Raw genomic sequence first — 13013 nt, 5'->3', positions numbered from 1 at the left:
TATGAAAAATTAATATATTTGTAAAATTTGTAATTGTATGCGAATGATGGAGGTGCTTGTTATGTTAAAAATCGAAAATGTATCGAAAATCTATAAGGGAGGAAAGAAAGCTGTAAAGAATATATCTTTGGATATTAAAAAAGGGGAGTTCATTTGCTTCATTGGTCCGAGTGGATGTGGTAAGACAACGACAATGAAAATGATTAACCGCCTTATCGAACCATCGGAAGGCAAAATACTTATTAATGGTGAAAATATCATGGATAAAGATCCAGTCGAGCTAAGAAGACAGATTGGGTACGTTATCCAGCAAATCGGACTTTTCCCTCACATGACGATTCTTGAAAATATCACCCTCGTTCCAAAACTTCTAAAATGGAATGAACAGAAGAAAAAGGAACGCGCACTGGAATTGCTTAAGCTTGTCGATATGGGGCCTGAATACCTGGAAAGGTATCCTTACGAATTGAGCGGCGGGCAGCAACAAAGGATAGGCGTTCTCAGAGCACTTGCTTCCAATCCTCCACTCATTTTAATGGATGAACCTTTTGGCGCATTAGATCCAATCACCCGCGATGCTCTTCAGGAGGAATTTAAAAATTTGCAGCGCACACTTGATAAAACGATTGTTTTTGTTACCCATGATATGGATGAAGCCATTAAGCTAGCCGACCGGATCGTCATCTTAAAGGCTGGTGAAATCGTCCAAGTGGGAACACCGGATGAAATCCTCAGAAACCCAGCCAATGAGTTCGTGGAAGAATTTATCGGAAAAGATCGTTTGCTTCAAACAAGACCGAATGTTGAGTTGGTCGAACAAATCATGAGTCGAAATCCAATATCCATTACAGAAGAAAAATCCCTTACCGATGCAATTACAATAATGCGAGATAAAAGGGTCGATTCTTTACTTGTGGTTAATGAGCAAAATATTTTGAAAGGGTTCGTTGATGTTGAAACGATCAGTGAATATCGAAAAAAAGCTAAATTTATCAGTGAAGTCATCAATACTGAAGTCTACTCAGTCAAACAGGATACTTTAATCCGTGATTCCGTTCAGAAGATTTTAAAGCGAGGGTTCAAATATGTGCCGGTGGTCGACCAGAATAAACATTTGGTCGGAATTGTCACTAGGGCAACATTGGTCGACATCGTATATGACAGCATCTGGGGAGAGGAAGAAAATCAAATGGCAGAAATGGCAGAAATGTTTTAGGAGGTGAATCAGATGGAAGCTTTGCTCAATTTTTTACAAACGAACTGGCAAGAATTGATTTATAAGGCGTGGGAGCACTTATATATATCCATGATCGCTGTTTTCCTCGGAATAATAGTTGCCGTGCCACTAGGAATTATGTTGACCCGAATGAAAAGGAGCGCTTCGATAATAATCGGAATTGCAAACATAATGCAGACACTGCCGAGCCTAGCAGTCCTGGCCTTTTTCATTCCTTTCCTCGGTGTTGGGAAAACTCCCGCAATCATTGCGTTATTTTTCTACTCTGTTTTACCCATACTCAGGAATACATATACAGGCATTAAAGGCGTGAATGAAAATCTGCTTGAATCCGGCCGCGGCATCGGGATGACAAGCTGGGAGAGGATTCGTCTGGTAGAATTCCCGCTAGCACTTTCAGTCATTATGGCTGGTATCCGTACGGCTTCCGTCTATTTGATCGGGTGGGCCACCTTGGCTTCCTTTATTGGAGGCGGAGGACTTGGAGATTACATTTTTATCGGTTTGAATTTATACCAAACAGAATATATCATCGCAGGTGCAGTTCCGGTAATCATCATGGCTATCCTTGTGGATTATGTATTCTCGATCATTGAACGAAAAGTCGTTCCAAAAGGATTGAAAGGTATGAAGGAAGTTGCTTGAGGAGGATTACCATGTATAAAAAAATGAGACGTACAATTTTAATGGCCCTTTTAGTTTGTTCATTAATGATCACCGGCTGTTCTTTGCCTGGTTTAGGGTCATCTTCTGAAACTACTGTAAAGATCGGTGCCCAAAGCATGACCGAATCCGAAATACTTGCGAACATGATTGCTCAACTCCTTGAAAGGAATACGGAACTTGATACGAAAATCATCAAAAATCTAGGTTCCAATTTCGTTCAGCAAAAAGCGATGGAGACCGGTGATATAGACATAGCAGCAACTCGATATACAGGGACGGATTTAACGAGTGTCCTGGGACAGGAAATCGAAAAGGATCCAGTAAAGGCGTTGGAAATTGTTCAAAGGGAATTCAAAGAACAATATGGGTTCAAATTTTTTGATTCCTATGGGTTCGATAACACGTATGCCTTTACGATTTCAAATGAATTGGCTGAGGAAAAAGGGTATCAGAAAATATCTGACCTAGAAAAGGATGCAGATAATTTAAGGTTAGGTGTAGATAGTGCTTGGCTGAAAAGGAAAGGGGATGGTTATAGAGGGTTCGTCGATACATATGGATTGGAATTTGGAGAAACTTATCCGATGCAGATTGGCCTGGTATACGATGCAGTCAAAAATGGACAGATGGATATTGTTCTTGCATACTCATCAGATGGACGGATTAAGGTTAATGATTTGAAGCTTTTAGAAGATGATAAAAAATATTTTCCACCATATGACTGTTCACCGGTCGTTACCGAAGAATTATTGGAGCGATATCCTGAAATTGAAGATGAACTTAACAAGTTAATTGGCGAAATCACTACTGAAACCATGCAGGAACTGAACTATGAAGTTGATGGGAACTTGAAGGAGCCATCGGTCGTAGCTTCAGAGTTCCTTAAAGCACATAAATATTTTGAATAAATGGGAGGTGCAAACTAATGGAAACCTTGCAACAGCTGGGAACTTATTATTCACAGAATTGGATGTATGTACTTACTGAATTTTATCGCCATTTTTTAATGTCAGCTTATGGGGTTTTATTTGCAGCAATTGTAGCCATCCCGATAGGCATTTTCATTGCAAAACATAAGAAATTGAGTAATTGGGTATTTTCGATAACGAATGTCATACAAACCACACCAGCATTGGCTATGCTCGCACTCTTGATGCTAGTAATGGGGTTAGGAACAAATACAGTAATCTTATCATTGTTTTTATATTCCTTACTGCCGATCCTGAGGAACACTTATGTCGGTATTACAAGTATAGATCATGCTTATTTGGAATCTGGAAAGGCAATGGGGATGACGAAGCTGCAGTTACTTAGAATGGTCGAACTGCCATTATCTCTGTCTGTCATCATGGCTGGCTTACGTACAGCGCTTGTCGTTGCAATTGGAGTAACTGCTGTCGGTACATTCGTAGGGGCAGGCGGACTGGGGGATATCATTGTCAGGGGAACGAATGCCTCAAATGGAACGGCAATCATACTTGCTGGAGCAATCCCGACGGCATTGATGGCCATTCTCTCAGATCTTGTACTCGGATGGCTGGAACGAATTCTTTCACCGATAAAAAAGAAAAAAATTCATACTGCATAGAACAAATCAGGATAATAAAAAAGCCGTTGCATGTTAATGTTATGGCTTTTTCTTGGCTTATCGATAAAAAGGCAGAAGCTTAGGCTCGCAGACTTAGTTTTTTATTTCAGAAAAAGGGTAACTATAAGGATAGTCCTAAAAAAATATAAGGGGAATCAATCATGAAACTTACACCAGAGCAGCGTATTGAACTTCATGGATTTAATAATCTTACGAAATCTTTAAGCTTTAATATGTATGATATTTGTTACACAAAAACCAGGGAAGAGAGGGAGGCCTACCTGGATTATATCGATGAACAATATAATGCAGAGCGGCTTTCGAAGATCTTGCACAACGTTTCTGATTTAATAGGGGCACATGTTTTAAATACGGCCAAACAGGATTATGTCCCTCAAGGCGCCAGTGTAACCATTCTTGTTTCAGAAGGTCCTGTCGTCGAGGTACCTATGGGGACTTATGAGGAATCACCAGGGCCTTTACCTGATAATGTGGTCATGCAACTGGATAAAAGCCATATTACCGTACATACATACCCTGAATACCATCCGAATGAAGGCATTAGCACATTCAGAGCCGATATCGATGTCTCTACTTGTGGGGAAATATCACCACTTAAAGCCCTTAATTATCTCATTCATTCCTTCGATACCGACATTATCACGATCGATTACCGAGTGAGGGGCTTTACGCGAGATAAAGATGGGCAAAAATTGTTCATTGACCATGATATTAATTCCATTCAAAACTATATTCCTGATGAAGTAAAGGGTTTATATGACATGATTGATGTGAATGTATACCAGGAAAATATATTCCATACAAAATGTAAGCTGAAAAGGTTCGATATTAATAATTACTTATTCGGTTATACAGAGGAAAAGCTGAATAAAGAGGAAAGGCAAGAAATTATAGAAAGACTTCAAACGGAGATGGATGAAATTTTTTATGGTGCCAATGTTCCGCATCCAATAGTAAAAAACAAGCATGCCGATTAAGGGATGCTTGTTTTTTTGAAAAGTTAATTTAAATGGAATGCCTGCACCAATACATACCCGAGGCATGTCAATAAGATAGAGCCGATCAGTCCAGCTAAAAAAGGTTTACCGCCATATTTTCTAAAAGTTACAAGGTCAATATTCAATCCTAGTCCTGCCATGGCCATAGCCATGAGGATATAGGAAAGCATAACAAGTTTATCAGCTAAAGGTTCGGGAACTGCACCAGTAGAGTAAATGGCACTCATTAATAAAAATCCAAAAATGAACCACGGTATCTGAATGGACTTCCAGGAAAATTTCTTTCCGGTAACTGTTGATCGGTCTTTCCAATTCATGATGAACCCAATCAAAATGGCGACGGGAATGAGCAGGGCCACCCTTGTCAATTTGACCACCACTGCCAAGTCGACTGCCTCATTTCCCCCTGGTGCTGCAGCAGCGATGACATGAGCAATTTCATGAAGTGTCGCACCTGAAAAAATACCATATCCTTGATCGGATAACTCCAATAATGGATATAGGATCGTATATCCGAAAGTGAAGGTTGTGCCTAAAACAGCAACCGTCGCTACAGCTATTGCTGTATCTCTTTCCTTTGCTTTTATTTGGGAGGAAATTGCCAGGATGGCAGCAGCTCCGCAAATACCCGTTCCGCAAGCTGTCAATATGCCTAGCTTTTTCTCGACTTTAAATATGCGGGTCATTCCATAAACTACTAATATAGCAAATACCAGACTAATGGCACCAACTGCAAATGTTTTCGGACCGGCATTAAAAATATCCTTTAGGTTCAAGCGCATGCCCAATAAGATAATGCCCACTCTCAAAAGGACTTTACTTGAATAATTTGTTCCTGCAATGGCGTAGGCTGGGACGCCAATCAGTGATTTCCAAACAACACCAATCAGTATCGCAATGACTAACTGTCCCATTATATGAAGGAATGGAAGCTCTGCTAAGTATTTTGCTGCAATGGCAATTAGCAAAGTCAATGCTATCCCTTTTGTAAAACCGAGTTTTTTAGTTTCAACGTTTGTTTGTTCCAGTGTGATCACTCCATCTATGTTGATGGCTTAACTTTAAAGCTAAATTAAAAATAAGTGAAATATATTTTTGCTATTTCAATGATTACTTCTACTTATGATAAAATGAAAGGCATAGGTATATAGGGAGGTAACCATGGATCCATTAAAAGTATTCGTAACCGTAATCGAACAGAAAAACTTTTCAAGGGCTGGGGACATTCTGAACCTGTCGCAGCCAGGAGTCAGTCTTCACATAAGGAATCTGGAAAATGAGTTAGGAACAAAATTAATTTATCGTTCTCCCAAACAAGTTCAAATAACAGAGCCGGGAAAAATTTTGTATAGACATGCAAAGCAAATGCTTAATCATTATGAGACAGCAAAAAGAGAAATAAATGAATTTAATAACGTGGTTAGCGGAACGATGAAAATAGGAGCAAGCTTCACGATAGGGGAATATTACCTTCCAAAAGTATTAGCAGAATTTGCGGCTCAATATCCGATGGTGGACATACAAATCATCATCTCGAATTCAAATGATGTCATTCAAGGAATACGTTCGAATAAGCTTGATATAGGCTTGATTGAAGGTGAAACGAATTATAAAGATATAGATGTCAGGCCATTCATGAATGACGAGATGATAGTTGTCGTTCCCCCGGATCATCCACTTTCACAAATGGATCTCATCGAGGGCAATATGCTCCAAAACCAAACATGGGTACTTAGGGAGCAAGGATCGGGGACCCGTACATATTCCGATAAACTTCTAAGCAGTCTGGAGTTAAACATAAAGAAAACCTTTATTTTCACCAGTATTCAAGGAGTGAAAGAAGCGGTGATGGCTGGGCTTGGCATTGCCCTTTTATCCCGATTGACTGTACAAAAAGAATTGAAGTCCAATGAATTGAAAACCTTTCATTTGAAAAATGAACCCATTATAAGACCTTTTTCGATCGTGAAAAAGTTGGACTTCGAAGCATCAAAAGCCATGGAGTTGTTTTTAAGGAAGGTCGAAGAATTTGCGATAAAGGGCCGTCCTAAATAAAACCCTAAACATTTGCTCAACCTTTCATTTTCAATGAAGAGGTTGGGCATTTTTAACGGCGAAATATTATTAATTTTAATGAAAACGTCGAAAGTAAATTGGAATATGTCAATGATTAAACGAATTATACGTATTTTAACATAATAGCAAACATATAAATTTAATAGGCAGTCTCCAGGAAGTTTTAAGTCCCTGTAGACTTTTCCTGATATTAATAATCTTAAAAGGAGCAACCACATTGGCTATAGAGGAGCAGAAAGATAAACGGGTTTCTGTTTTCGACAGGATTATTGGATTCATGCCAAAATTTTATGTGATTGGAACAATTTTAATTTTTGTTTATACACTAGTTGCGATGGCTCATTTAGGTATCCAAACTTTGAAAAAGCCAGAGGAAACCTTTGTACCTGCGCCACCTGTTTCTCAGGGCTTTGAACATACATTGATATCGTTAATCATCGAACCGATCGTAACGTCTGAATTTTATCAAATCATCTTTAACACGTTATTTCTTTACCTAGTTTGGATATTGCTTTTCCTATTAGCACCGATTGCTTTTTACCGTTTAAAACACTTTAAATTTTTTAATATCGAAATTGAAATTGAAAAACAAGATGCAGCCGTTTATGAAGTATTCAGCATGAGCAGTTCAAAGATGAAATTTGCTGCGTATTTAACATCCGAGGAATTTCAATTGGAGATATCAGAGGAAATTGCCAACAGCAAGGACTTTAAAACACCATTAATCTATACATTGGACTGTGCCGTGGATTTTTATTCCAATCAATTAGGACTTTCCTTTACCTATGATATCTATACCCTGAACCAGTTCAAAAAAGCAAAGCTGCCTAAATCCATCAAAGCGATGCTTGATAAGTCCATTCAAACCGGCGATCCGTGCATTACGAATAAAAGCAACAGCGATAGTGAATATTACAAGAATTTCCTTCTCTTTTATTTCGAAAACATGGAAGGGAAATTCGTCACTGTCTTAAATAGTTATCAAACTGAATTCGATACATTCGATAAATCCCTGCTTAAAATCCTGCAAAACGTCATTTACGATTACTATTTACAATATAACTATATTTACGAAGCGAGCGAGAAGTTGGAAAAGAATGAAACCATTTCCCATAATAATTAAAAAAACCACCCTACAAGTGGTTATTTTTTTTGGAAAGGTGATTGTTAATTATATTCTGGACAATTTCATTGTTCCCAATGAGCTCAGACGATTTATTTACATGCTGTTCCCGAAAATCCATGTTCTTTATTTTCTTAGACTTTTTCCCTTTTTTAAAATTATTGAAGGCATTTAAAAAAGCTATCTGAATCACTCCCCTTATAGATTAGTATATTCATATGATGGATAAAATTTCATGAAAAACCTCAATTTAGAGAAAAATATTTTGCGGATTTAGAGTGTGGAAATTACCTAAACAAAGCAATTATAGAAATTTAGAAGAATTGTTTTTAATGTATAACTATTGGTTATCCTGGCTTTTTTACAAGAATTAAAGAAATTTCCCCCAAAATATTGTATAGTTAGAATGTAGGGATTCGAACAAACATTCGTTTCTTGGGAACAAATTACTTCTTTGAGGGACAGGAGAGAGACAGTGAACGGTACAGCACACATGGCTATAGGGGCCACAGTTGGATTCTTGACGGCAAACACACTTCAAACAGATCCGACCACCACTTTATTCTTGGTTGGCATTGGGGGTGTTTCTGGCCTTATGCCCGATATGGATATTGATGGGAAGTTAAGTAATAGGATTACTTTTTCACATAAGTTTATCCGAACGATAGCACAAACGATTGGGATATTAATGATCATTTATAGTCTATTGGAAGGCACAAATACGGAAAAGTGGATCGGTGTAGGAGCAGGAATCGGAATCATCATTATTTCATCATTCATTAGACAAAGGCATATGCTGACCCTGTCTGGATTAGCGGTTTTAGGTGGCGGTTTATCTTTGCAGGAAAGCTGGTTGTGGCTGTTAGGCGTCTATATTATCCTGGCATCCTTTACACCACATAGAAGTTATACCCATTCGATTGCCGGTATCGCTTTCTTTGGTATCATTGCCTTTCAATTCGAAGCCTTTATGGGGATTGACGGAATTTTCGCCACTTGTTCATTAGGATACATAAGTCATTTAATTGCAGATTTGAAATGTTTACCTTTTAATAAACGTGGGGTGAAATTATTTCTTCCATTTTTCTCAAAAGAATTTTAACAGTGTTTTTTTTATCGCTGTTCAGACTGTAGACAAATTGGAGAAGAGCCAGTTTGCCTGCAGTTAGTTGATACCAGAAATCCGCTCCGTTTCCACGACCATTTGCCAAGCCCATCAAAGCAAGCGGCTATGGGTTCTCGGCTAGCCAGTTTTGCTGCAGGAGTGTCGCAAATTTCTTCATTCTAGAGCGGGATCCATTCGTATAAACAAAAAACATGAATGATATTAATATTCTCTTTTAAATCATGGTTCGGGGTGAGTGCATTCCTAATCTTCCTTAATCGATAAATGCACAGTGGTTATCTAACTACTGTTTTTTCTATGAGAAGCTAAATGGACACATCATTCGACTAATTTTTATGTTTTATATGGTCATTCTTCCTGAATCTACTAAATGTAACATATTTGTAAAGATCCTGTGATGCGAGTGATATACCTTTTCTAGTATATTAGGTTTAGCAAATACATCAGGGGGTAAAATAATTTGTTTAAGAAAATTGTCGTCGGATTGTCATTGGCTATTACGCTTTTAACCGCCTCCTTTGCTGGAGACCAAGTGGAAGCTGCTTCATATCATACAAAAGCGATTAAAGTGGCTAAAAGTGAATTAGGTACTAAATATAAAATGGGTGGCATTTCTTCTTCAGGTTTTGATTGTTCCGGTTTAGTGAAGTATTCATATCAAAAAGCTGGTAAGAATTTACCAAGAACTGCTGCTGACATATATAAAAAAGGTAAGAAAGTTAAAAGCCTGCAAAAAGGTGACTTAATGTTTTTTGCACCAAATAAAGCGAAAAAACCTACACATGTGGCTATATACATAGGAAACAATGAATTCATTCACTCTTCATCATCTAAAGGAGTGTCATACGCTAAAACCAATAATACCTATTGGAAGCCAAAGTATATTGGTGCGAAACGTATATAATAGAAGAAAATCAATCTTAATATAAAAAAGCTAAGAGACTTAATGAAGTCTCTTTCAATTTGTAGACAAAAAGGTTTCGGAAGGTTTCATTCCGAAACCTTTTTGATTTTTTATTGGAATTGAAGCAGCTATAGCGGAAAGGAAAGCATGGCATGGGTTGAACAACGAGGGGACTTTTAAGAAAGTATCGATATCACCTCAAGTATTAATACTACTTAAAAACAAAAAAGACTGTAGGCAAAAGAGTTCTATCTTAAAATTAAAACAAAGATGATTGGAACGGAAGGTGCGAGACTCCTGCGGGAAAAGCGCGTCAAGGGGAGACCCCACAGGTGCGAAGACGCCGAGGAGGCTCCCCGACCGCCCGCGGAAAGCGAGTACCTGGAGTGGAAATCCAACGTTTAAAAATTGTACAAACCTTAAAGAGACTTAATAAAGTCTTTTTTTGTTTTAAAAAATAAGAGTGAATGAGGCACATGGACAAGAGAATTGGCGTTTTGTTAATAGTTTAAGGTTATGGTGAGTCCTGAAGTGGGTGATCAATACTAATTGAATATTCTAAGGGGCATACATAGAATCTTTTTATTTGACTGGAAATCGATAGTTTAATATGCTTAGCAAACCAATTCAAGGTAATTTCTTTTTTATCAAAAAAATTCCCAAACAAAATTATTGAAAGTCAAAGAAGGTCAATGTATAATAAAGTCAGAAAGTCAAAGAAGGTCAAAGTTTTTTAAATTCATTTTTTAAAGGAGGAGTACTACATGCTTTGTGAAAAATGCCATGTAAACCAAGCTAATATTCAAGTTCACCTAAATATGAATGGTCAGGAGCATGATGTGAAACTGTGCTCCACTTGTTATAAAGAAGAGCGAAACAAACTTGGAGCAGCTATGGGCGGGATGGATATAGGGAAATTCCAATTTAACGGAACTCCAAATTCATTCAATCCATTTAATTATAATGGTGTACCAAAACCGGATTCAGCTGAACATGGCGATGACGGAGGATTGCTTGAGGAGTATGGCCGAAATTTGACCGATGCTGCTAAAGCAGGACTTATAGATCCGGTTATCGGACGAAGTGAAGAAATTAAACGCGTCATTGAAGTTTTAAATAGACGCAATAAAAATAATCCAGTTTTAATCGGTGAACCTGGTGTCGGTAAAACAGCCATTGCTGAAGGTCTTGCTTTAGCGATTGTTGAAGGTTCAGTGCCAGTTAAATTACGTAATAAGCTTGTATATATGCTTGATGTAGCGTCCCTTGTGTCGAATACTGGAATTAGAGGGCAATTCGAAGAACGTATGAAGCAATTGATCAGCGAATTACAGGAAAGAAAAAATGTCATACTATTCATCGATGAAATTCATCAACTTGTGGGAGCTGGTTCGGCAGAAGGATCAATGGATGCAGGAAATATCCTGAAGCCTGCACTTGCACGCGGCGAACTTCAGCTTGTCGGAGCAACCACTTTATCAGAATATAGGAAAATTGAAAAAGATGGTGCCCTTGAAAGGCGCTTCCAGCCTGTACACGTTAATGAGCCGACAACGGCTGAGGCACTTGTCATCTTAAGGGGATTAAAGGATAGTTACGAATCTTATCATGGTGTGACATATAGTGAGGAAGCCCTTAAAGCTGCTGTTGAACTTTCTAACCGCTACATTCAAGACCGCTTCCTGCCTGATAAGGCAATAGACTTAATGGATGAAGCTGGTTCAAAATTGAACTTGACCATCGAAGACGGCCAAGTAGAAAACATGAAAGAACGTTTGGCTCAAATCTATAGAGAAAAAGAAATGGCCTTAAAAGAAGAAGCATATGAAAAAGCTGCTATTCTTCGTGATGAAGAAGAAAAACTGGAAAAGTCATTGCAGGCTGGGGAAGATGCAATTAAGCCAACCGTTACCGTTGAAGACATTCAAAACATCATCGAACAAAAGACTGGTATACCTGTAGGTAAGCTCCAAGAAGATGAGCAAGAAAGGATGGTTCACCTCCAAGCGGAGCTTATGAAAAAAGTAATCGGGCAGGAGGAGGCTGTCAAAAAGGTTTCCAAGGCCGTTCGAAGAAGTCGTGCCGGGTTAAAATCAAAAAACCGTCCTACCGGTTCTTTCCTTTTCGTTGGTCCAACAGGAGTAGGTAAAACCGAATTGGCAAAAACTCTTGCTGAGGAGTTATTCGGGGACAAGGAAGCGATGATTCGTCTTGACATGAGTGAATTCATGGAGAAACACAGTGTTTCTAAATTAATTGGTTCTCCTCCTGGATATGTAGGACATGAGGAAGCTGGACAATTGACGGAAAAAGTTCGCCGCAAGCCTTACAGCATCATCTTATTGGATGAAATCGAAAAGGCGCATCCGGATGTAATGCATATGTTCCTGCAAATCATGGAAGATGGCCGCTTAACCGACAGTCAAGGACGGACCGTTACTTTTAAAGATACCGTGATCATCATGACGAGTAATGCTGGAGTCGGTGAGAAACAAAAAGTAATGGGATTCGGTACAAGTTCAGCTGTGGAGGAAGCATCAATCCTACAATCTTTAGGCAGCTTCTTCAAACCGGAATTCCTGAACCGATTCGATAGCATCATTGAATTCTCGGCTTTGAAGAAAGAAGATCTTCTGCAAATCGTTGATATCATGATTCACGAGCTTGACGAAACACTTGCTGCAAATGGTTTATCGTTAGATGTAACTAATGAAGCGAAACAAAGGCTAATTGAACTCGGATATCACCCAACTTTCGGAGCGAGACCGCTTCGCCGTGTTCTACAAGAACAGCTTGAAGACGGCATCACTGACTTTATCTTTGAGCAACCTGAAATTAAGAACTTCACTGCAATTGTTGAAGATAACTCTGTGAAAATTATTAAAACACCATAAAGAGTACTAGAAATGCCTCCAAGACCGTAAAACTGTTATGGAGGCATTTTTTTATCTTTTTTGGCTTCGTTTTCATAAAAGGATAGTTAAGGTTCAGCTAAATGACCTACAGCTTTCGCTCAAAATATAGATTTCTGAATTTTCGACATAATTTGCCGATCGAATGTTTTGATGGGTAATGCCTGTGGAATCATAACATAAGGGAAAATTCGCTCATGATTATAAAAATTAATAATTCCTGTTCTAAAATGGGAATTTCAATGGAGGAATGACCTATTAAAGATTCACTTTCTTATTTTGAAGAGGAAAATAAAAATAATCGAAAACCTACGGGTAATGAAACGGAAAATCAGTTGGAATCCCTGCCGATTGCAAATATT

General features: G+C 38.4%; 11 protein-coding genes. 10 read left to right on the top strand and 1 reads right to left on the bottom strand.

The window, feature by feature from the left end:
- Positions 1–61 precede the first annotated feature (61 nt).
- From ACSR9O_RS14180 to speD, 5 genes are all read left to right on the top strand, one after another.
- A complete protein-coding gene (locus tag ACSR9O_RS14180) occupies positions 62–1216 on the top strand; it encodes a betaine/proline/choline family ABC transporter ATP-binding protein (RefSeq protein WP_427574284.1) in 1155 nt (384 codons plus the stop codon).
- A gap of 12 nt (positions 1217–1228) precedes the next feature.
- Positions 1229–1882: an ABC transporter permease gene (locus ACSR9O_RS14175; RefSeq protein ID WP_133346510.1), complete on the top strand. Its 654-nt coding sequence runs from the start codon at positions 1229–1231 to the stop codon at positions 1880–1882.
- Between the two features lie 11 nt (positions 1883–1893).
- Positions 1894–2811 (top strand): osmoprotectant ABC transporter substrate-binding protein, encoded by a 918-nt coding sequence (locus ACSR9O_RS14170; RefSeq protein WP_286141459.1) that lies wholly within the window; start codon positions 1894–1896, stop codon positions 2809–2811.
- A 17-nt stretch (positions 2812–2828) separates the two neighbouring features.
- The gene (locus tag ACSR9O_RS14165) at positions 2829–3491 is read left to right on the top strand and encodes an ABC transporter permease (RefSeq protein WP_230175916.1); all 663 of its coding nucleotides are present in this window, start codon (positions 2829–2831) and stop codon (positions 3489–3491) included.
- Between the two features lie 161 nt (positions 3492–3652).
- On the top strand, positions 3653–4489 hold the full coding sequence (speD, locus tag ACSR9O_RS14160) for an adenosylmethionine decarboxylase (protein WP_260357721.1): 837 nt from the start codon (positions 3653–3655) through the stop codon (positions 4487–4489).
- 23 nt (positions 4490–4512) lie between these two features.
- Here speD and ACSR9O_RS14155 read toward each other — a convergent pair whose 3' ends face one another.
- Positions 4513–5538, bottom strand: a complete 1026-nt coding sequence (locus tag ACSR9O_RS14155) for a YeiH family protein (protein ID WP_260357987.1) — start codon at positions 5536–5538, stop codon at positions 4513–4515.
- Between the two features lie 133 nt (positions 5539–5671).
- Here ACSR9O_RS14155 and ACSR9O_RS14150 point away from each other — a divergent pair, with 133 nt between their 5' ends.
- The 5 genes from ACSR9O_RS14150 to ACSR9O_RS14130 all read left to right on the top strand — a co-directional run bounded on the left by ACSR9O_RS14150 (position 5672) and on the right by ACSR9O_RS14130 (position 12633).
- Positions 5672–6565 (top strand): selenium metabolism-associated LysR family transcriptional regulator, encoded by an 894-nt coding sequence (locus tag ACSR9O_RS14150; protein ID WP_230175918.1) that lies wholly within the window; start codon positions 5672–5674, stop codon positions 6563–6565.
- A 238-nt stretch (positions 6566–6803) separates the two neighbouring features.
- Complete coding sequence (locus ACSR9O_RS14145; protein ID WP_101225349.1) at positions 6804–7709, top strand: hypothetical protein; 906 nt, start codon at positions 6804–6806, stop codon at positions 7707–7709.
- Between the two features lie 475 nt (positions 7710–8184).
- Positions 8185–8811 (top strand): metal-dependent hydrolase, encoded by a 627-nt coding sequence (locus ACSR9O_RS14140; protein WP_101225347.1) that lies wholly within the window; start codon positions 8185–8187, stop codon positions 8809–8811.
- Positions 8812–9295: 484 nt separating this feature from the next.
- Positions 9296–9739 carry a C40 family peptidase gene (locus ACSR9O_RS14135; RefSeq protein ID WP_491724568.1) on the top strand — a complete coding sequence of 148 codons (444 nt, stop codon included), beginning with the start codon at positions 9296–9298 and terminating at the stop codon, positions 9737–9739.
- A 764-nt stretch (positions 9740–10503) separates the two neighbouring features.
- The gene (locus ACSR9O_RS14130; protein ID WP_101225346.1) at positions 10504–12633 is read left to right on the top strand and encodes an ATP-dependent Clp protease ATP-binding subunit; all 2130 of its coding nucleotides are present in this window, start codon (positions 10504–10506) and stop codon (positions 12631–12633) included.
- The last annotated feature ends 380 nt before the right edge of the window (positions 12634–13013 follow it).

Source organism: Peribacillus sp. B65 (assembly GCF_058513295.1).
Note: the sequence above shows the minus strand (reverse complement) of the source record. Positions and strands in the feature narration are given on the sequence as shown.